The organism is Ruegeria sp. THAF33, from assembly GCF_009363615.1.
Classification (GTDB): Bacteria; Pseudomonadota; Alphaproteobacteria; order Rhodobacterales; family Rhodobacteraceae; genus Ruegeria.
This window is the reverse complement of sequence record NZ_CP045384.1, coordinates 2,854,566-2,873,723: the sequence shown is the minus strand read 5'-3', so window position 1 is coordinate 2,873,723 and position 19,158 is coordinate 2,854,566. Positions and strand designations below refer to the sequence as shown.

Sequence of the window (19,158 nt, the reverse complement as noted above, 5' to 3'; positions counted from 1 at the left end):
CGGGCCGGTCTGTTCGCGAACAGACCCAGCGGTGAAACAGACATTCCTCATTTGCAGACAAGTCTGCATCAGGCGAGATATCAGGGCAAGGGAAAGCACGAACGTGACGCCCGCCTAACTGCCGGCCTGTGGTCCTGGCATCGGGCCGCCTTTTCTCGTGGCAACTGGCGTTGTGCCACGCTAACCTGCGCCAATCGCGACAAAGGAATCCCCGACATGCCTTTCACCCTTGCCACATGGAACATCAATTCTGTTCGCCTGCGCGAGCCTATCGTGCTGAAATTGCTGCAAGAAGAAGCCCCTGATGTATTGTGCCTGCAAGAGTGCAAGTCACCGGTTGAGAAGATCCCGACCGAAGGGTTTGCCGAACTGGGCTACACCCACATGATCGCGCGCGGGCAAAAGGGTTACAACGGTGTCGCCATCCTGTCGCGCCTGCCGATGGAAGAGGTGGGCGACAGGGATTTCGCGGGTCTCGGACATGCCCGCCATATTGCCGGGCGGTTGGAAAATGGTGTCACGATCCACAATTTCTATGTCCCGGCGGGCGGCGACGTGCCGGACCGGAACGTAAATGAGAAATTCGGCCAGAAGCTCGACTATCTCACTGATATGCGCGATTGGTTCCGTGCGGAAAAGCCGGCTAAATCCATCCTTGTCGGCGACCTGAACATCGCTCCGCGTGAGGATGATGTGTGGTCACACAAACAACTGCTGAAGGTCGTCTCGCACACGCCCATCGAGGTCGAGCATCTGGCCGAGACACAGGAAGCAGGTGGCTGGGTCGATATCACCCGTCAGGACATCCCGGAAGGGCAGCTTTACAGCTGGTGGTCCTATCGCGCCCGGGACTGGGATGCGGCGGACAAGGGGCGCCGGCTGGACCATATCTGGGCGACGGCCGATATCTCGAACGCGGGCCATTCCAGCCGTATTCTGCGGGACGCCCGTGGATGGGAAAAACCCAGCGATCACGCTCCGGTCTTTGCCAGTTTCGACGTCTGATCCGCAACTCAGCCCTTGGTTTCCGCGGCAAGCGGCTGCATATAGGGCGCAAGTTCGAACGAAAGAGTGATTGCCATGGACCTTCTGAACGGCGGAAACGCCCCAGCAACCGATCTGATCAAAGACGGGACCGAGGCCACTTTCATGGCCGATGTGGTCGAAACCTCGCAGGAAACACCTGTGATCGTCGATTTCTGGGCACCTTGGTGTGGCCCGTGCAAAACCCTTGGGCCGATGCTGGAAGAGGCCGTGACAGCCGCGAAAGGCGCGGTGAAGATGGTCAAGATCAATGTCGATGAGGCGCAGACAATTGCCGCGCAAATGCGCATCCAGTCGATCCCGACCGTCTATGCCTTTTTCAAGGGCCAGCCTGTGGACGGGTTTCAAGGCGCGTTGCCGGGATCCGAGATCAAGGCTTTCGTCGACCGTGTGATCGAAGCCGCTGGTGGTGAAAGCCCGGGGGGCCAACTGGATGATGCCGTGCAGGCTGCCGAGGAAATGCTTGCCGAAGGCGCGGCTGCGGACGCGGCTCAGACCTTTGCCGCAATTCTGGGCGAAGATCCGAACCACGCCGCGGCGTACGGTGGGCTTGTGCGGGCGCATATCGCCACCGGTGATCTGGAGCAGGCAGAAGCGATCCTGAACGGCGCTCCGGCCGAGATCTCCACATCGGCCGAGCTGGAGGCCGCACATGCGCAGCTGGAGCTCGCCAAGCAGGCGGCAGATGCCGGCCCCGTCGCCGAGCTGACGGCAGCAGTCGAGGCGGATCCGGACAACCATCAGGCCCGCTTTGATCTGGCGCAGGCGCTGCATGCGAACGGCAATGTGGAAGAAGCCGTGGCACAATTGCTGGAACTGTTCCGCCGGGATCGTGAATGGAATGAAGGCGCAGCCAAGACACAGCTTTTCACCATCTTCGATGCGCTCAAGCCCAATGACCCGATTGTTCTGAACGGACGTCGCAAACTCAGTTCTATGATATTTGCCTAATCTCTCATCAGAGCTAGAGTCGGGTACATGATGCATCCCGCCGACCTGCCGGAAACGGTATCAGTTTTTCCCTTGCCCGGGGCGCTGCTGCTCCCGCGTTCGCGCTTGCCGCTTCACATATTCGAGCCTCGCTATCTTCAGATGCTGGACGACGCGCTGAAAACCAAGGAACGGTTGATCGCAATGGTTCAGCCAAATCCTTCGGTCAATGACGAAGACAAGTTGCACCGTATTGGATGCGCAGGGCGGGTGACGCAGTTTTCGGAAACCGAAGATGGCCGGTACCTGATCACGTTGACCGGTATATCCCGGTTCAGGGTCATGTCAGAGCTGGATTCGTTCACGCCCTACCGGAGGTGCGCGGTCTCGTGGGACGGGTTCGACCGTGATCTGGGAAAGGCCGAGAAAGACAACGGGTTTGACCGCAACGCGTTCCTGACACTGTTGGAGCGTTTCTTTTCATCCCGTCAATTGTCCACCGACTGGGATTCGCTCAAGGACGCAGAGGATGAGCTTTTGGTGAATTCCCTGTCGATGCTTCTGGATTTCGACCCCGAGGACAAACAGGCCCTGCTGGAAGCCCCCTGCCTGCGCACCCGGCGCGAAACGTTGGTGACGCTGATTGAATTCGCCTTGCGCGGCGGATCAAACGAGGAAAAACTGCAATGACCGACCCTGAACACGCCTTTGATCGCCACATGCTCGAGGCGATGATCTGCCCGAAGACACATACGACCCTGCACTATGACGCCGAAAAGCGAGAGCTTGTTTCAAAAGCGGCGGGTTTGGCTTTTCCCATCCGCAACGGCATTCCGGTCATGCTGGTCGATGAGGCCCGGCAGCTGGATTAAATCGGGCGCCCTTGCAACAGCTTGGGCAGATCACCGGTCAGCCCGGCCGCTTCGCGAACGAAACCGCGACGGAGGCCGGGCAAAGCGCCGACAACCCCCATGCCAATGTCACGTCCAAGCCGCAGCAGCGGGTTGTCGTTGGAAAACAGCTTGTTGAAGACATCCGTCGCCATCGCCAGCGAGGCCGTGTCGAAACGGCGCCATTCCTGATAGCGCTCCAGTACCATCAACGAGCCGATATCCTCGCCGCGCCGTCCCGCCAAAGTCAGAACCTCAGCCAGAGCGCCGACATCGCGCAGGCCAGCGTTCAGGCCCTGACCGGCAATGGGGTGCATTCCGTGCGCGGCATCCCCGACCAGCGCCATGCGATCGCTGATGAAGGAATTGGCGATGGTCAGGTTCAGCGGATAAGTGAAACGATCACCCGCCAGACTGATTTCACCAAGAAAATCGCCAAATCGCGGGCGCAGCACTTGCACGTAGTCGTCCTCGGGCAGGGCGTTGATGTGCTGTGCGGTGTCGGTGCGTTCGCTCCAGACGATGGAACTGCGATTGCCGGTCAACGGCAGAATCGCCAGCGGACCGGGTGGCATGAAAAACTGATGTGCAACGCCATTATGTGGCAGCTCATGTTCGATGGCGCAGACCAATGCCGTCTGGCCGTAATCCCAACCGGTGCGTTTGATGCCGGCCCGTGACGCGGTTCCGCTGCGGCGACCGTCACAGCCAACCAGCAGGCTGCCGCCCAGGGTTGTGCCGTCATCCAACGTCACGGTCACGCTGGCCGCGTCGGCCTGTTGCGAAACGACGGATTTGCCGCTTACCTGGGTGATGCGCGGTTCTTCGGCCATCGCGTCCAGAAAAGCACGGCGCAGGTGGCGATCCTCGACCATATATCCCATCGGGCCTTCTTCGATTTCGGCATGGTCGAAATGCATGAAAAAAGGCGATGGCCCTGTTCCGGCATGGCCATCTGTGACCTTGATTTCCAGCATCGGTTGGGCGTGCTGCGCGACGCGGTCCCAAATGCCGATGGCATCCAACAACCGCTGTGAGGCCAGAGCCAGCGCATAGGCGCGCCCGTCGAATGCCGCGTTCTTGCGCACCTTTTCGGCCAGCGCATCAATCACCGTGACCGAATGACCGGTTTGTGCCAGTGCCAGCGCCAAAGCAGGGCCGTTCAACCCGCCGCCCACGATCAGAATGTCAGAAGCCTGTGTCATGCCCTGCAATATGCGCGCCCTTTCGGGATTGTCCATGTGCAGTCCTGTCGCTACCGTCACCCAAAGCCGAAAATTCCGGAGGGGCAAGATGCAGGATTGGTTGACAATGACCGCGTGTGATTTGGGCCGTGGCATTGGCATGGGTCAGATCGATCCCGTCGAACTGACGGAAACCTACCTGTCCGCTATTGACGCTCATCCGCATCGGGACCGCATCTATGCCCGCGTCACCCATGACCGCGCGCGGGCTGAGGCTGAAGCCGCTCGGCAACGAGCGCAACTGGGCCTGCGCCGGTCGCTGCTGGACGGGGTCCCGATCAGTTGGAAAGATCTGTTCGACACCGCCGGCACCGTGACCGAGGCGGGTTCGGCTCTGCTGAAGGATCGCGTGCCGGATGCGGATGCGCTGGTGCTGCGCAATGCGACTCAGATGGGCACCGTTTGCCTGGGCAAGACGCATATGAGCGAGCTGGCCTTTTCCGGCCTTGGGTTGAATCCGATCACCGAAACCCCGCCCTGCATTCATGACGAGGCAGCAGTGCCCGGGGGGTCATCTTCGGGGGCGGCGGCCTCGGTCGCCTGGGGGTTGGCAGCGTGTGGCATCGGCTCGGACACGGGCGGTTCGGTGCGTATCCCGGCGGCTTGGAATGATCTGGTGGGGCTGAAAACCACTGCGGGGCGGCTCAGCCTGGAGGGTGTGGTGCCGCTGTGCCTGCGTTTCGACACGGTTGGGCCTGTGGCGCGTTCGGTCGAGGACGCAGCGCATATGCTGGCTCTGCTCGAGGGGGGAACACCTTCTGATCTGCGTGGCGCTTCGCTTAAAGGACGCCGTTTTGCCGATTTGCAGAACATTGCCAAGGACGACCTGCGTGACACACCGCGCAAGGCATATGACGAAGCCGTTGCCCAACTTGCCGACGCGGGGGCCGAGATCGTGCCGTTGGAAGTTCCCGAGTTGAACGAGGCCATGACGTTGACCAGCATCGTATACACGACCGAGGCCTATGGGCTGTGGCGCGATGTCATCGAAGCCAATCCCGAGGCAATGTATCCCGAGATTCTCGAACGCTTCCGCATTGGCATGGGCTATTCGGGCCCCGACTATGTGGCGGCCTGGGCCAAACTCAAGGCATGCCGCAGCGCCTGGGACGCGGCAACCGCCGGGTTTGACGCGGTTCTGGCGCCGACAGCGCCGATTTTGCCGCCCAATCTGGAGCGCTTGCTCAGCGATCACGACTATTACGTAACCGAGAATCTTCTGGCCCTGCGGAACACGCGGATTGGCAATCTGATGGGGCTGGCGGCGCTGAGCCTGCCCACCGGAACGCCTGGCTGCGGGTTGATGATGCTGGGCTATCCCGGCTCGGAAGAGGCGTTGTTGCGGCTGGGTTCGGCAGCGGAAACGGTGCTGGCCTGAATGCCACAATCCCCTGATTCGGAACCTCTTTGTCTGGACGAAGAGGCACACGGACTGTAATCTGCCAAAAAAGCGGGGCGCCAATGACCCCGATATTGAGGCAGTACCATGGTTTTCCCCGAGCGGTTTTCGAACCTACCGGCTTATGCATTCCCGCGTCTGCGCGCCCTGTTGGATCACCACCAGCCGGGCGGTGATGTCGTTCACATGACCATTGGTGCACCGACACATGATTTTCCGGCTTGGGTGACGGATGTCATCATGGAAAACGCCGCCGGGTTCCAGGGATATCCCCCGAACGAAGGGTCGGATGACCTGCGCACGGCGACTACGGATTGGATCAAGCGGCGATATGGGGTTCAGATGGACCCTGATGCCAACGTGATGGCGCTGAACGGCACGCGCGAGGGGCTATACAACGCAGCCATGGCTTTGTGCCCGGAACAGAAGAACGGTCAGCAGCCGATCATCCTGTGCCCGAACCCGTTTTATCAGGTCTACATGGTCGCCTCGCTGTCGGTCGGCGCGCAGCCTTATTTTGTGCCCGCCACCGCTGCCACGGGCCATCTGCCGGACTATGCCGGCCTGCCTGCGGACGTGCTGAACCGCACCGCCGTGGCCTATATCTGTTCACCCGCCAATCCGCAGGGGGCCGTTGCCTCGCGCGAGTACTGGGCCGACCTGATCCGTCTGGCCGAGCAGTACGATTTCCGTATTTTTGCGGATGAGTGCTATTCCGAGATTTACCGTGAAGAAGCCCCGACAGGTATTCTGACTGTCGCACAGGAACTGGGTGCTAATCCTGAACGGATCACGCTGTTCAACTCACTCTCCAAACGCTCGAATCTGGCTGGCTTGCGGTCGGGGCTTATCGCCGGTGGTCCAAAGACGATCAAACAGGTCAAGCAGTTGCGCACCTATGCCGGGTCGCCTCTGCCTCTGCCCTTGCAAGCCGCCGCAGCAAAGGTTTGGGCGGATGAGGAACACGTTCGCGAAAACCGCGCGCTGTATCAGGAAAAGTACGCCATTGCGGATGAGGTATTCGCAGGCGTGCAAGGCTATATGGCGCCCGAGGCCGGTTTCTTTCTGTGGCTGCCGGTCGAGAATGGTGAAGACACCGCATTGAAAGTCTGGAAGGAAACCGGTGTCCGGGTCCTGCCGGGCGCATATCTTTCACAAGGCGATCCGGGAAAGAACCCGGGCGAAGGATTTATCCGGGCTGCATTGGTGGCCCCAAAAACAGAGTTGCAGCGTGGTCTGATCACACTCCGCGACTGCATCTATTCGTGAGGTACGAGGGCAAAATGGCATCATATAACGCGCGCAACCGCGATCCATTGCTGGACAGCACAACGCAGGCAGCCCTTGAGCGACGCAGCAAAGAGTTGATCGGCATCGCCCTGATCCTGCTGGGTTTGGCTGCGGCCGCGATGATCTGGTCCTACACGCCCGATGATCCAAACTGGATGGTGTCCACCGACGCGCCGGTGCAAAATTGGATGGGGCGGATTGGGGCCTCGATCGCCGCACCCTTGTTCATGATCGTCGGCTGGGGAAGCTGGGGCATCGCATTGGTTCTGATCGGTTGGGGTTTTCGGTTTGCGGGCCATTTCGGGGAAGATCGCGCCATTGCGCGTCTGATTTTTGCGCCGATCTGGATCGCCGTCGTCTCGGTGTATGCCGCAACCCTCGTTCCTGATGCAGACTGGCGCGCGACTCACAGTTATGGTCTGGGCGGTTTGTTCGGCGATACGGTCATGGGCGCGTTGTTGACGCTGTTGCCGATTTCGTCACATTTTCTGGTGAAGCTGATGTCGCTGGCCATGGCGGTCGGGATGATTGCGCTGGGTATTTTTGTGCTGGGTTTCACCAAAACCGATGTCAAGCGGGGTTTCCGGGCCTTCTTGCTGGGGCTTGTGATGGCATATGACATGCTGATGACCCTGATGGGCCGTGGTGCAGCCTCGGCTGCGCAGGCGGCACGAGATCGTCGCGCGCAATGGGAAGAGCGCAAACTTGCGCGAACCGCAGCGGCCGAGGCCGTGTTCGAGGATGATCTGGCTTATGCCGATCCAATCTTTGAAGAACCTGAACTGGAAAGTCCCGAACCTCCGGTCAAGTCCGGTCTGTTGGCGCGCATGCCGTCACTCATCAGGCGCCCCGATCCCATGCCCGAGCCAGAGCTGGTCGATCCGGAACCAATCGCGGGTTTCGACGAAATGCCGGGTGAAGATCGCATCCGTTCGAAAATCTCGGCCGCTGTGCGCAATCGAAAAGTGGCCACCGGTGAGTTGACACCCGAACCCGACCCGAACCTTCCGCTGACCAAGGGCCGTGGCCGTCGCCCGGGCCCGCTGATCCTGAACGCAAGCCAGCCGGATGGCCTGCCAATGGAACCGCCGGTGACAGCAGCAGGACTGCCGCCCGAGCCGCCCGTAACAGCGGGTGACATGCCAGACTGGCAAGAATCCACGCCGTTTGAAAATGCGCCCGAACCCATGCGGAACCACTATGCACCCGAGCCGGATCTGGAGGACGAGGTATTCGAGGATGTCGAAGAAGCTGTTTTGCAACCACGCCCGGCGATGAAAATCCCGGTGGCCGAGCCGCGCAAGCCCGTGGTCGCGCAACCGGTACGCCGCACACCGCAACCGTCTCGCCGCGCACAGGCCGAGGCACAGCCTGCATTATCCTTTGAAGAGCGGCACTCGGACTTCGAACTGCCACCTCTGGGCCTTTTGTCGAATCCGGCCAGCATTCAGCGCCACCATCTGAGCGATGAAGCCTTGGAAGAAAACGCGCGGATGCTGGAAAACGTTCTGGATGATTACGGCGTGAAGGGTGAGATCGTCAGCGTTCGCCCCGGCCCGGTCGTCACCATGTACGAACTGGAGCCCGCTCCGGGGCTGAAGGCAAGCCGCGTGATCGGCCTGGCCGATGACATCGCGCGTTCGATGTCGGCACTGTCAGCGCGGGTTTCGACCCTTCCGGGCCGTTCGGTGATCGGCATCGAACTGCCGAACGAAAACCGCGAAATGGTGGTTCTGCGCGAAATCCTGGCCAGCCGCGATTTTGGCGATGGCAACCAGGCACTGCCGTTGGCCTTGGGCAAGGATATCGGCGGCGAGTCCGTCGTGGCAAACCTCGCCAAGATGCCTCACTTACTGATTGCTGGTACAACCGGTTCCGGTAAGTCGGTGGCGATCAACACCATGATCCTGTCGCTGCTGTACAAGCTGACGCCGGATGAATGCCGCCTGATCATGATCGACCCGAAGATGCTGGAACTGTCGGTCTATGACGGCATCCCGCATCTGCTCTCACCGGTTGTGACCGACCCGAAAAAAGCGGTGGTCGCCCTGAAATGGGTCGTGGGCGAGATGGAAGATCGCTATCGCAAGATGTCCAAAATGGGCGTCCGCAACATCGCGGGCTATAACGGCCGGGTGAAGGATGCGCTGGCCAAAGGCGAGATGTTCAGCCGCACGGTGCAAACCGGGTTTGACGATGAAACCGGTGAACCAACGTTCGAGACGGAAGAATTCGCGCCCGAAGCGATGCCCTATATCGTTGTCATCGTCGATGAGATGGCCGACCTGATGATGGTGGCGGGAAAGGAAATCGAAGCCTGCATCCAGCGTCTGGCGCAGATGGCGCGGGCCTCGGGCATTCACCTGATCATGGCCACACAGCGCCCCTCGGTTGACGTGATCACTGGTACGATCAAGGCGAACTTCCCAACGCGGATTTCGTTCCAGGTGACGTCGAAAGTCGACAGCCGCACGATTCTGGGTGAAATGGGGGCCGAACAGCTGCTGGGGCAGGGCGACATGCTTTACATGGCCGGCGGTGCCAAGATTACCCGCTGCCACGGGCCCTTTGTCTCGGATGAAGAGGTCGAGGAAGTTGTCAACCACCTGAAACAGTTCGGTCCGCCGGACTACATTGGCGGTGTCGTCGACGGTCCGGCCGAGGAAAAGGCTGACAATATCGATGCCGTTTTGGGCCTGAACACAGGCGGCAATACGAACGGAGAGGACGCGTTGTACGATCAGGCGGTGGCAATCGTGATCAAGGATCGCAAATGCTCGACCTCGTATATTCAGCGAAAACTTGCCATCGGCTACAACAAGGCTGCGCGGCTGGTTGAGCAAATGGAAGACGAAGGTGTTGTTTCGTCAGCAAATCATGTCGGGAAACGCGAAATCCTCGTCCCCGAGCAATAGGATATTTAATAACAAGGGCAAAAGACCTATCTGTACGGCATGAAACAGATTGCTTTTGCCCTTGCTTTGACACTGGCCGCACCCGCCGCATGGGCGGCGGAGAAGCTGCCGCTCTCTCAGATTTCCAATTACCTGAACGGGTTGAAGACGGTTCAGACGACATTCACCCAGGTGAATGACGATGGCTCGCTGAGCACCGGCAAGCTGTGGATGCAGCGCCCCGGCAAGATGCGGTTTGAATATGACCCGCCCAACAGTGCCGTGGTGCTGGCAAGATCCGGAAGCGTTCAGATCTTTGATCCGAAATCGAACCAGCCGCCCGAGCAATACCCGCTTAAGCGCACACCACTGTCCATCGTGCTGGCGCGCAACGTGAACCTGAGCCAGGCGAATATGGTTGTAGGTCACAGCTTTGACGGCACGGCCACCGTCGTCACCGCGCAGGATCCCAAGAACCCCGAAGCGGGCCGGATCGAACTGATGTTCACGGACAATCCGGTCGAGCTGCGCAAGTGGGTGATTCACGACAATGCGGGCAGCCAGACAACGGTATTGCTGGGCGCCATGAATGAAGGCGGTCGCCTTGATCAGAAGCTGTTCTCGGACAAAAAGAGAAGCGGGTCAGGCAATCGCTGACCCGCTTGTATGTGTCAATACCGGCAGTTTGCCAACTGTGCCTGATATAGTTGTGCGCGTGCGTCTACGTCATTGGCAACGTTCAACAACCAGGATTTGCTGTTGTAGCTGCCACGGGCGTACCCTGTGTGACCTTCGTGATAGGCCAGGTATTGATTGCGCGTATCTGCCGGGTGGATACCGTTTCGCTCGTAGCTTTTGTTCATGTACCAGCCGATAAAATCCGAGGCGTCGCGGATGCGATCGCGCTTGGCCCGGCGTTTTCCTGTTTCACGCTGGTACTGTTCCCATGTGCCGTCCAGTGCCTGACCATAGCCGTAAGCGCTGCTTTGACGACCCATCGGGATGACGCCCAATACGTATCTATGCGGAGTGCGCGCATCGTGCCGATAGCGGCTTTCCTGATAGATGGTCGCCATCTGAACGTGAACCGGTACGCCCCATTTGCGCTCGGTGTTCTTGAAGGCTTTGATATAGTCGGGTTTTTCACGCGCAATACTGCACGCATCGTTTAATCTGCTGGGCGGCTGTTTGGAACCGCCCCCACAGGATGCCAGAAGCAGCACCCCTAGGAGTACGAAAAGAATTCTGCTCATGTGCCTCGTGCCTTTTTTTGTGTATTCTAGCGCAGATTGAGCGCTGAGGAAATCACAATCGCTATAAAATGATAGCCAGAACAGCCGGTAACGCCGCTACGGAAAGCACTGTGGACACCATGACCATGCCGGCGACGGCGTCGGAATCGGCCCCAAACCGTTCGGCCAACAGGTAAGAGGTTACGGCAACCGGCGTACAGATTTGAAGAACCAGAACGCCAAATGCGATCGTATCCAAATCAAACCATCGTCCGATTCCCCATCCCAGCGTAAAGCACACCGCCAGTTTCAGCGCTGACAGCCACAGCGCCCGCCCCAAGCTGTGCGAGGTCAGGCGGGCGATTGCCACACCCAACGTGACCAACATCAGCGGAACAGCCATTTGCCCCAAAAGCTCCAGCGTGTTGGTCAGAAATGTCGGCGTCTGCCATCCTTGCCACAAAAACACTGCGCCAAGGATCGTCGCCCAGGCCATTGGTTGGCGCGCAACCTGTCCCCACGCCCCTTTCCCGGCGACCAGATAAATCCCGTAAGTGAAAGAAAACAATGCGGTAACTGACAGAAAGACAACAGCATATCCCAGACCAATCTGACCAAAGGCAAAGATACACAGCGGCAGGCCCAGATTTCCGGTATTGCCGAAGATCAAAGGCGACAGATATGTTCGCGGGTCCAGTCTCAGCCCTCGAACGATCAGCCAGAACACAACCACCAGCAGCAGATTTGCGACCAGTGTCGCCATTGTGAAGCGTGACAGATCATTGCCCGGGATCTCGGTTTGCATCAGGGCAACAAAGATCAGACTGGGCATTGCCAGCATAGTTGCAAAGCGGGTAACGAATTGCAGGCGGTATTCAAAGCCCAGCTTAACCCATGTAAAACCAACAGCCGCCAATAGAAAAACCGGCGCCACGATTTCGAACACTGTCAGTATAAGGTTCACAGACTGTTTCCCTGATTTTCACATCAATGATTGGCTTTTCCGCCCGGAAACGGGTAAAAAAAGCGTTGGGGGCTGATACAATGCTAAAGACACGTGCAAAATACGGCTTGGGCCAGGTGGTTCGTCACAAGAAACACCCTTTTCGAGGGGTGATTTTTGACGTGGACCCCGAGTTTTCGAATACTGAAGAATGGTATCAGGCAATTCCGGAAGACAGCCGCCCAAGGAAAGAGCAACCGTTCTACCACCTGCTGGCCGAGAACGACCAATCCTTCTATGTTGCTTATGTTTCAGAACAAAATCTGGTTGCTGACTATTCAGGCGAACCGGTCGAGCACCCGGATATTCCCAATATGTTCGGACCGTTCGAAGATGGTGCATACCCTCTGCATTTCCACCTGAACTAGCAGAGCCGAACCGGCGGGCATAGGTCTGCCGCAGATCAATATCCAAGCGCACAGCCGTCCTTGCGTGGGTCGCTGGCGCCTTCAAAAACGCCGTCGTTTCGGATTCGGATCGCTTGCGCTCCGCCAAGTGGTGTTTCCGGCACTTCAATATTGTGGCCGATATCGGACAATTGTTTCGCGATTGCCTCGCTGTACCCACGTTCCAGTTTCAGAACCGATCCGTCGAAGAAAGCGCGCGGCGCATCGATGCTTTCCTGCAACCCAAGCCCGAAATCGGTAAGATTTGACACGAAACGCGCGTGTCCGGTTGGCTGATAGGCACCGCCCATGACACCAAACGGCATAGTGACCCGACCGTTCTGCGCCAACATTCCCGGAATGATCGTGTGCATCGGGCGTTTGCCGCCGCCCAGTTCGTTGGGGTGGCCGGGTTGCAATGTGAATCCTGCCCCGCGGTTTTGCAGCAATATGCCGTATTTTTCCGACGCGATACCGGATCCAAAGCTGTGAAAGATCGAATAGATCAGCGAAACAGCCATTTGGTCGCGGTCGACGACGGTGATGTAAACCGTGTCCTTGTGAACCGCTTCGGTCAAAGGCGCCGCAGCAGGCATCGCCTTTTGGGGATCGATCAAAGCAGCCAGTCTGGCAGCGATATCTGGATCCAGAAAGCGCTCCACTCTTGCCATGTGGTCGGGATCCGCGATGAACCGGTTTCGAGCGTCATAGGCCAGTTTGGTGGCCTCGGCTTCGATATGAATACGCTCTGCTCCGAATGGATCCATCGAGGCCATGTCAAAATGCTGGAGGATATTCAGCAGCAAAATCGCGGTTGCGCCCTGGCCGTTCGGCGGATGTTCCACCAAATCCACACCTTTGTAGGCCCCATGTATCGGCTGCGTTTCAGTACATCTTGTGTGATGAAAATCCTCAGCGGAATGGACACCACCCCTTTCCGAAAGCGCGGTGATCATATCGTCGGCGATTTCACCTGAATAGAACGCGTCGCGCCCGTGGGCTGCGATCTGGCGCAATACCTCCGCCTGTCCCGGCGCACGGAAAACCTGCCCGATCGACGGGGCTTGCCCGCCGATCAGATAGTGGTCGCGGGCGGCGCCCTGAAGTGTTGCGGCACCCGATTTCCAGTCGAAAGCGACCCGAGGAGCCACCGGAACACCCGCTTCAGCATAATGAATCGCCGGTTTCAAAATCGCGCCCAACCCCAGGCGGCCCTCGGTCTGGGCCAGGCGGCAGAAGGCATCGACGGCTCCTGGAATGGTCACGGCATCCGGCCCATTCAAAGGTACGGATGACAGGCCCTGATCCCGCAACACTTGGGAGTGCGCGGCAGCCGGTGCGCGACCCGATCCGTTGAGCGCGCGTATCCTGCTTTCGCCGGCGCGATTGAACAGAACGAAGCAATCGCCGCCCAATCCGGTCATCTGAGGTTCGCAAATCCCCAGGAGAACAGCCCCGGCAATCGCGGCATCCATCGCGTTGCCGCCCTGGCCCAAGATATCGATGGCCACTTTGGCCGCCAGCGGATGCGACGTTGCGCACATGCCTTGCGTGGCAAAAACTTCGGATCGGCCGGGATTATGCAGATCACGCATGGCGAATTCTCTCTCGTTGGAACAAGAGAAAGCTATTCACTGATCAGCGATTGTCCAGCGATTTCAGGATGGGAAGTTCCTCGGCGCCATTCACTGGGTGGGGGCTGTGATATGTGGCGCCGAGGGAAGCTATCTGAGCTACGAGTCACTGTATGGCGGTTGTTTGCGGCGCGACAATGTTTCGAAAATGACCTTATTGTGACCAATTATGGTCGATCACCCGTTGGGTTCAAAGTCAAACCGCAGGGACAGACGGTTGCATCCACCGCGCCGCTCGTACCGGATATCACTGGTGAGGCGATGAATCAGGAACCAGCCAAACCCACCTTCGGGGAGGTCTTGCAGATCCGTTCCAATCGGAGCAGGGGTGCCATCCGGAAGTCGGTATCCAGGCAGCGGGCGCCCCGTATCCGAGATCAAGATGTCCAGAAGATCCCTGTCCAATCGGCAGGTGACCTGAACCTTGGCCGCGGCGATGCCATTGTAAGCGTGTTCCACGACGTTGTTGATGGCTTCAGCCAAAGCAATCTTCACATCACCGGCTTTATGCGGGGGCAATCCCCGTTCCGCCAGACCGACGCTGAGCTTTGCAATGCCCTCACTGGCCTCTGATTCCGTAGCAGGGAAGGTCAATTCCAGACAGGTCTTGTTTTCAATCGGCTCCACGCCATCTATCCCCTGCTGCCGTCAGGCGTCCGTCTCTGACAACGCGTCATCCAGTGTTTCAAAAAGCCTGAAAACCGTATCCATGCGTGTCAGGCGGAAGACCTTTTCGACCACTGGCTGCAATCCAGCCAGATCAAGCCTCCGGTCCTTGCCCAGCTGTTTCATTGAGGCAACGATTGCACCCAGACCGCTGGAGTCAATGAACTCGACATCGGACAGATCCAGCACAACGCGATGAGCGCTGCCCTCGGTATTGGCGCGCATGTCTTCCTTGAACTGAATGGCCATTGCAGCATCGATCCGGTCGGCATGAACGGTGATGATCTGAGTTTCGCCGGTTGTCTTGCTGGTCAGCCCCATGATCCTGCCGCCTTCCAAACTGAAATTGAGTCGTAGAAATACGCTAGACGGCAATTCTTACCATTCGGTATTCAAGAGCCCGAAAGCAGGAGGAAAACCCGGATGAGAGACGTTGTTATAGCAGGGGCCGCCCGTACACCGATGGGCGGGTTTCAAGGCATGTTTGACGGTGTTGCTGCGGCTGACCTCGGGGGCGAAGCAATCCGCGCGGCTTTGCAGCAGGCAGGGGTGCAGACGGTCGACGAAGTGCTGATGGGCTGCGTTTTGCCGGCGGGGCAGGGCCAGGCACCTGCGCGGCAGGCCGGATTCGCGGCGGGATTGGGCGAAGAGGTTCCCGCCACGACGCTGAACAAAATGTGTGGTTCGGGGATGAAGGCCGCTATGATGTCCTTTGACCAAATTGCATTGGGTCACGCAGATACGATGGTTGCGGGCGGCATGGAAAGCATGACCAACGCGCCCTATATTCTTCCAAAGATGCGCGGCGGTGCCCGCATTGGCCACGGCCAGGTGGTTGATCACATGTTCCTCGACGGCCTTGAAGATGCCTATGACAAAGGCCGCCTGATGGGGACTTTCGCCGAAGACTGTGCCGAGGCGTATCAGTTCACCCGTGAAGCACAGGATGAATACGCGCTGCAATCTTTGTCCAACGCGCTGTTTGCGCAGGAAAATGGCGCATTCGATCAGGAAATCACGCCCGTTACCGTCCGGACCCGCAAGGGTGAAATTCTGCTGGAGTCAGATGAGCAGCCAAAATCCGCCCGCCCCGAGAAGATCCCGACGCTGAAGCCTGCGTTCCGCAAGGACGGTACGGTGACGGCGGCCAACTCGTCTTCGATTTCGGACGGCGCGGCGGCGCTGGTTCTTGCGTCGGCAGAAACCGCCGAAGCGCAGGGCATGACGGTTCGGGCCCGGATTTTGGGGCATGCGAGTCATGCTCAGGCGCCCGGCCTTTTCACGACGGCTCCGGTTCCGGCGGCGCAGAAGCTCTTGTCACGCATAGGCTGGAGCAAGGATGACGTTGACCTGTGGGAAGTGAACGAGGCCTTCGCGGTTGTCCCGATGGCATTCATGCACGAGATGAACCTTCCGCGTGACAAGGTGAATGTGAATGGCGGCGCCTGCGCCCTGGGCCATCCCATCGGTGCCTCTGGTGCCCGCATCATCGTTACGTTATTGAATGCGCTGGAAAAACGTAACCTCAAACGGGGCGTCGCGGCGATCTGCATTGGCGGGGGGGAAGGCACGGCCATTGCCATCGAACGCGTTTGACCCTTCATCTTTTTCCAAATACTCCGGGGGGTTCGGGGGCCGTGCCCCCGACCATCCGAAGGGGTTGCAATCAATGACTGCCGATTATGAAACGCTTGCCAAAACCATCGCGGCCCTGACCGAAGGCGAAACGGACCAGGTTGCTCTTATGGCCACAGTCGCCTGCGAGGTTCACCATTCCGACGATCGTTTCGACTGGACCGGGTTTTATCGTGTCACCGAACCGGGCGTTCTGAAAATCGGCCCCTATCAGGGTGGGCATGGTTGTTTGGTCATCCCGTTCGAACGGGGCGTCTGCGGTGCAGCCGCAAGAACGGGCGAAACGCAACTGGTGCCGGATGTCGATGCGTTTCCGGGTCACATCGCCTGCGCCAGCTCAACCCGGTCCGAACTGGTTCTGCCCGTGCGGGATTCGTCGGGAAAAGTCATCGCCGTTTTTGACATTGACAGCGACCAGCCGGATGCTTTCACGCAACAGGATGCGCAAAATCTGGAAGGCATTTTGACCGCCGTGTTTGCCGGGCTCTGACCGCTGCGGTCGTTGCGGATGTGCATCAACCCAAGGGATTCCCGGGCGATTGAACGGCCCGGCTGACTTCGTCTTGCAGGCTTCGAAGCGATCTCCTATCAAAATCCATAGCGAAGTTTCGTTTTGGGGTGTTTCTCAGGGATGCAAGAGTCTGACATCAATCCGACGGTCGCGGATGAAGCGCCTCCAAAAGGGATCAGACGCGCCCATATGGCGACATTCCCGGATCGCATCGGCGTATTGCCCCATTCGGTGGCAAGCATCGCGCATCAGGTCGACAGGGTTTTCATCTGCCTGAACGAATATCAGGAAATTCCCGATTTTCTGGGCGAGTTCGACAACGTCACCGCCGTGATCCCTGACCGGGATTACAAGGATGTCGGCAAGTTCATTTTCCAGCCGGATCCGGCAGATACCGTTTTTCTGGCCGACGATGATATCGAATATGCGGACAACTATGTCCGTCAGACCATACGCCGGGCGCGGGGCGTCGGACTGGAAAAGCGTGTCTTCGGCTATCATGCCACGACGTTCACAAACCCAACGCCCAGGTCGATACGGCAGCGCACGTTGTTGCGTATGAACCAACGGCTGACCTACTCGACCAGGGTGCACCAACTGGGAACCGGAACCGTTATGGTGTCCGGGTCGCTGTTCCCTACACTGGAATACATGGAAGGCAGCGAGAAGTTCGTCGACGTGCGTTTTGCCCGTTACTGTTTCGAAAACGGCATCGAAATGTGGACGCTGCCCAGAAATCGCCGCCGCTTTCCCAGCTTGCTTGCTGGGCTGGAGCCGGAAAAGCGTGAAACGATCGCCGACAGTTTCACCCGTCGTTGGCCTCAACATGTGTTGGATGAAGTGAAGGTTTTTGCCGGCCTTCAACTCTAAAGCCAGGCGGGCTTTGCACGATTCAGGCTTTTCCAGATCTGCCTCTGTCGCGAAGGTTTTCCCATGTCGCCGCAGCGCCACGGGGGAGCGATATGTGCTGTCTTTTTGAAATGAAGTCCTTGTACGGCAAAAACTGAAATTCGGCTGCTGCACCCCTGCGGTTTTTCTGGTGTTTCAGGAGCCTGTGCGCCTGCTGGTCCTCAATTCTGTCTTTCGCACACGATGATGATCGACACCCAAATGAAATCGAGCGTGAAAAAATGCTTGGAAATTTCACCAGCTTGCTCCATCGTGAAAAACGAAGGAAGAATTTCACGAGATTCGGAGCGGCCTGTGAACAGCCAAGCCCCCCAAAGCGCAACCCTTGGTGCTGACCTGAGGGCCTTGCGCAAGGCCAGAGGGTTGACCCTGACCGAGATTGCAACTCGGCTGGATCGCTCTGTCGGTTGGTTGAGCCAGGTAGAGCGCGATTTGTCCGAGCCTTCAATCTCGGACCTGCGCCAGATTGCAGAATGCCTTGGCGTGCCAATGTCGATGCTGTTTGCGCATTCCGCTGCCCCAGCAGACGAACAGGGCTACGTCGTGCGCGCCGGGTCGCGTCGCCCGATGGGGTCGGGCGAAGAAGGGCTGATCGAAGAGTTGCTGTCGCCGGATCTGACCGATGATTTCGAAATGGTGCATTCCACGTTCGAGCCAAATTCACGTATGCAGACACCGGCCAACCGCCCGACCCAGGAAGTGGGCTATATGATTTCAGGTCGATTGAACCTGACGATCGGGTCGCGTGAATTCCTGGTGGGGCCAGGCGACAGTTTTCGGATCAAACATGAACCTTATCAATGGGCCAACCCCTATGAAGAGCCTGCTGTGGCCATCTGGGTCATTGCTCCGCCGGTGTATTGATGAGCTTCGAGGCCTGGACCATATTCGCGCTGTTCTGGGTGGTATTCGTCACCACACCGGGGCCGAACGCGGTCAACTGCATCTCGAACGGGATGAGCCTGCCGTTCCCAAAGGCCATGATGGGTGTATTGGCCATACTGACGCAGGCCAGCATGTTTTTGATTCTGTCCGCGCTGGGCGTCACAGCCCTGATTGCCGCTTCTCCGACCGGGTTTTTCGTGGCCAAGCTGGTCGGCGCGGGCTTTCTGATCTGGTTGGGCGTGCGGGGATGGATGAATGCCGGCAAGCCCGCTCCGGTCTCGGAACGCCCGGCCCGGCACGTTTATCTGCACGCGCTGGCAGTGGCCACGATCAACCCAAAAAGCGTCGCGGGCTATCTGGCCGCGTTTTCGCAATTCGTGCAGCCGGACGTGCCGATCTGGCAGCAGATGGTCGTGATCATGCCAACCGCACTTTTCATCACAACGCTCAGCTATACCGGTTTTACCGTGTTGGGCGCTTTGATGGGCAAGGCGGCGCTGGGCGCAGTGTTCAACATCTGGGTGCGCCGGGTGATGGCGGCCTGTTTCATAATCTACGGCGTGTTGTTGGGAACCAGCACCGCGCCTGCGGCAAGGGGGTAATCTT

20 protein-coding genes are annotated in these 19,158 nt (G+C 58.6%); 14 read left to right on the top strand and 6 right to left on the bottom strand.

The genetic code is table 11. The features are described 5' to 3' along the window. Positions 1-216: 216 nt before the first annotated feature. The 4 genes from FIU92_RS14385 to FIU92_RS14370 all read left to right on the top strand — a co-directional run bounded on the left by FIU92_RS14385 (position 217) and on the right by FIU92_RS14370 (position 2,846). On the top strand, positions 217-1,005 hold the full coding sequence (locus tag FIU92_RS14385; RefSeq protein WP_152459259.1) for an exodeoxyribonuclease III: 789 nt from the start codon (positions 217-219) through the stop codon (positions 1,003-1,005). Between the two features lie 75 nt (positions 1,006-1,080). Continuing rightward, positions 1,081-1,995, top strand: a complete 915-nt coding sequence (trxA, locus tag FIU92_RS14380; protein WP_152459258.1) for a thioredoxin — start codon at positions 1,081-1,083, stop codon at positions 1,993-1,995. 27 nt (positions 1,996-2,022) lie between these two features. Then, positions 2,023-2,664, top strand: a complete 642-nt coding sequence (locus tag FIU92_RS14375) for an LON peptidase substrate-binding domain-containing protein (protein WP_152459257.1) — start codon at positions 2,023-2,025, stop codon at positions 2,662-2,664. Further along, positions 2,661-2,846, top strand: coding sequence for a Trm112 family protein (locus FIU92_RS14370; RefSeq protein ID WP_152459256.1), 186 nt, complete (start codon positions 2,661-2,663; stop codon positions 2,844-2,846). Before FIU92_RS14375 ends, FIU92_RS14370 begins: the two co-directional genes overlap by 4 nt. Here FIU92_RS14370 and FIU92_RS14365 read toward each other — a convergent pair. Beyond that, positions 2,843-4,105 carry an FAD-dependent monooxygenase gene (locus tag FIU92_RS14365; protein WP_254705315.1) on the bottom strand — a complete coding sequence of 421 codons (1,263 nt, stop codon included), beginning with the start codon at positions 4,103-4,105 and terminating at the stop codon, positions 2,843-2,845. The two genes, FIU92_RS14370 and FIU92_RS14365, sit on opposite strands and share 4 nt — an antisense overlap. A gap of 52 nt (positions 4,106-4,157) precedes the next feature. Here FIU92_RS14365 and FIU92_RS14360 point away from each other — a divergent pair, with 52 nt between their 5' ends. The 4 genes from FIU92_RS14360 to FIU92_RS14345 all read left to right on the top strand — a co-directional run bounded on the left by FIU92_RS14360 (position 4,158) and on the right by FIU92_RS14345 (position 10,348). Continuing rightward, on the top strand, positions 4,158-5,486 hold the full coding sequence (locus FIU92_RS14360) for an amidase (protein WP_152459255.1): 1,329 nt from the start codon (positions 4,158-4,160) through the stop codon (positions 5,484-5,486). A 108-nt stretch (positions 5,487-5,594) separates the two neighbouring features. Beyond that, complete coding sequence (locus FIU92_RS14355; protein ID WP_152459254.1) at positions 5,595-6,776, top strand: aminotransferase class I/II-fold pyridoxal phosphate-dependent enzyme; 1,182 nt, start codon at positions 5,595-5,597, stop codon at positions 6,774-6,776. Positions 6,777-6,790: 14 nt separating this feature from the next. Next, the gene (locus tag FIU92_RS14350; RefSeq protein WP_152459253.1) at positions 6,791-9,712 is read left to right on the top strand and encodes a DNA translocase FtsK; all 2,922 of its coding nucleotides are present in this window, start codon (positions 6,791-6,793) and stop codon (positions 9,710-9,712) included. A 39-nt stretch (positions 9,713-9,751) separates the two neighbouring features. Next, positions 9,752-10,348, top strand: coding sequence for an outer membrane lipoprotein carrier protein LolA (locus FIU92_RS14345; RefSeq protein ID WP_152459252.1), 597 nt, complete (start codon positions 9,752-9,754; stop codon positions 10,346-10,348). 14 nt (positions 10,349-10,362) lie between these two features. Here FIU92_RS14345 and FIU92_RS14340 read toward each other — a convergent pair whose 3' ends face one another. Both FIU92_RS14340 and FIU92_RS14335 read right to left on the bottom strand, forming a co-directional pair. Continuing rightward, positions 10,363-10,944 (bottom strand): lytic transglycosylase, encoded by a 582-nt coding sequence (locus FIU92_RS14340; RefSeq protein WP_152459251.1) that lies wholly within the window; start codon positions 10,942-10,944, stop codon positions 10,363-10,365. A gap of 61 nt (positions 10,945-11,005) precedes the next feature. After that, positions 11,006-11,887 carry an AEC family transporter gene (locus FIU92_RS14335; RefSeq protein WP_152459250.1) on the bottom strand — a complete coding sequence of 294 codons (882 nt, stop codon included), beginning with the start codon at positions 11,885-11,887 and terminating at the stop codon, positions 11,006-11,008. A gap of 80 nt (positions 11,888-11,967) precedes the next feature. Here FIU92_RS14335 and hspQ point away from each other — a divergent pair, with 80 nt between their 5' ends. Then, positions 11,968-12,294: a heat shock protein HspQ gene (hspQ, locus tag FIU92_RS14330; protein WP_050604943.1), complete on the top strand. Its 327-nt coding sequence runs from the start codon at positions 11,968-11,970 to the stop codon at positions 12,292-12,294. A gap of 35 nt (positions 12,295-12,329) precedes the next feature. Here the strand turns inward: hspQ and ggt are convergent, their stop codons facing one another. The 3 genes from ggt to FIU92_RS14315 form a co-directional block, all read right to left on the bottom strand. After that, entirely contained in the window at positions 12,330-13,907 is a 1,578-nt protein-coding gene (gene ggt / locus FIU92_RS14325) for a gamma-glutamyltransferase (protein ID WP_152459249.1), read from the bottom strand. A gap of 216 nt (positions 13,908-14,123) precedes the next feature. After that, entirely contained in the window at positions 14,124-14,573 is a 450-nt protein-coding gene (locus FIU92_RS14320) for an ATP-binding protein (protein ID WP_152459248.1), read from the bottom strand. Between the two features lie 21 nt (positions 14,574-14,594). Continuing rightward, positions 14,595-14,933 (bottom strand): STAS domain-containing protein, encoded by a 339-nt coding sequence (locus FIU92_RS14315; RefSeq protein ID WP_152459247.1) that lies wholly within the window; start codon positions 14,931-14,933, stop codon positions 14,595-14,597. 102 nt (positions 14,934-15,035) lie between these two features. On the opposite strand from FIU92_RS14315, the gene FIU92_RS14310 reads away from it, so the two are divergent. The 5 genes from FIU92_RS14310 to FIU92_RS14290 all read left to right on the top strand — a co-directional run bounded on the left by FIU92_RS14310 (position 15,036) and on the right by FIU92_RS14290 (position 19,154). Continuing rightward, a complete protein-coding gene (locus FIU92_RS14310; RefSeq protein WP_152459246.1) occupies positions 15,036-16,208 on the top strand; it encodes an acetyl-CoA C-acyltransferase in 1,173 nt (390 codons plus the stop codon). A gap of 73 nt (positions 16,209-16,281) precedes the next feature. Beyond that, entirely contained in the window at positions 16,282-16,737 is a 456-nt protein-coding gene (locus tag FIU92_RS14305; RefSeq protein WP_152459245.1) for a GAF domain-containing protein, read from the top strand. A gap of 141 nt (positions 16,738-16,878) precedes the next feature. Next, entirely contained in the window at positions 16,879-17,628 is a 750-nt protein-coding gene (locus tag FIU92_RS14300; protein WP_152459244.1) for a hypothetical protein, read from the top strand. Positions 17,629-17,961: 333 nt separating this feature from the next. Continuing rightward, complete coding sequence (locus FIU92_RS14295; RefSeq protein ID WP_152459243.1) at positions 17,962-18,531, top strand: helix-turn-helix domain-containing protein; 570 nt, start codon at positions 17,962-17,964, stop codon at positions 18,529-18,531. Then, positions 18,531-19,154, top strand: coding sequence for a LysE family translocator (locus FIU92_RS14290; RefSeq protein ID WP_152459242.1), 624 nt, complete (start codon positions 18,531-18,533; stop codon positions 19,152-19,154). Before FIU92_RS14295 ends, FIU92_RS14290 begins: the two co-directional genes overlap by 1 nt. Positions 19,155-19,158: the final 4 nt, after the last annotated feature.

What these genes read in the sequence shown, in the direction of transcription:
- hspQ (WP_050604943.1), top strand. Translation starts at nt 11,968, where the DNA reads ATGCTAAAGACACGTGCAAAATACGGCTTGGGCCAGGTGGTTCGTCAC.
- FIU92_RS14385 (WP_152459259.1), top strand. Translation starts at nt 217, where the DNA reads ATGCCTTTCACCCTTGCCACATGGAACATCAATTCTGTTCGCCTGCGC.
- FIU92_RS14300 (WP_152459244.1), top strand. Translation starts at nt 16,879, where the DNA reads ATGCAAGAGTCTGACATCAATCCGACGGTCGCGGATGAAGCGCCTCCA.
- FIU92_RS14365 (WP_254705315.1), bottom strand. Translation starts at nt 4,105, where the DNA reads ATGGACAATCCCGAAAGGGCGCGCATATTGCAGGGCATGACACAGGCT.
- FIU92_RS14355 (WP_152459254.1), top strand. Translation starts at nt 5,595, where the DNA reads ATGGTTTTCCCCGAGCGGTTTTCGAACCTACCGGCTTATGCATTCCCG.
- FIU92_RS14345 (WP_152459252.1), top strand. Translation starts at nt 9,752, where the DNA reads ATGAAACAGATTGCTTTTGCCCTTGCTTTGACACTGGCCGCACCCGCC.
- FIU92_RS14290 (WP_152459242.1), top strand. Translation starts at nt 18,531, where the DNA reads ATGAGCTTCGAGGCCTGGACCATATTCGCGCTGTTCTGGGTGGTATTC.
- FIU92_RS14350 (WP_152459253.1), top strand. Translation starts at nt 6,791, where the DNA reads ATGGCATCATATAACGCGCGCAACCGCGATCCATTGCTGGACAGCACA.
- FIU92_RS14315 (WP_152459247.1), bottom strand. Translation starts at nt 14,933, where the DNA reads ATGGGGCTGACCAGCAAGACAACCGGCGAAACTCAGATCATCACCGTT.
- trxA (WP_152459258.1), top strand. Translation starts at nt 1,081, where the DNA reads ATGGACCTTCTGAACGGCGGAAACGCCCCAGCAACCGATCTGATCAAA.
- FIU92_RS14305 (WP_152459245.1), top strand. Translation starts at nt 16,282, where the DNA reads ATGACTGCCGATTATGAAACGCTTGCCAAAACCATCGCGGCCCTGACC.
- FIU92_RS14370 (WP_152459256.1), top strand. Translation starts at nt 2,661, where the DNA reads ATGACCGACCCTGAACACGCCTTTGATCGCCACATGCTCGAGGCGATG.
- FIU92_RS14310 (WP_152459246.1), top strand. Translation starts at nt 15,036, where the DNA reads ATGAGAGACGTTGTTATAGCAGGGGCCGCCCGTACACCGATGGGCGGG.
- ggt (WP_152459249.1), bottom strand. Translation starts at nt 13,907, where the DNA reads ATGCGTGATCTGCATAATCCCGGCCGATCCGAAGTTTTTGCCACGCAA.
- FIU92_RS14375 (WP_152459257.1), top strand. Translation starts at nt 2,023, where the DNA reads ATGATGCATCCCGCCGACCTGCCGGAAACGGTATCAGTTTTTCCCTTG.
- FIU92_RS14340 (WP_152459251.1), bottom strand. Translation starts at nt 10,944, where the DNA reads ATGAGCAGAATTCTTTTCGTACTCCTAGGGGTGCTGCTTCTGGCATCC.
- FIU92_RS14360 (WP_152459255.1), top strand. Translation starts at nt 4,158, where the DNA reads ATGCAGGATTGGTTGACAATGACCGCGTGTGATTTGGGCCGTGGCATT.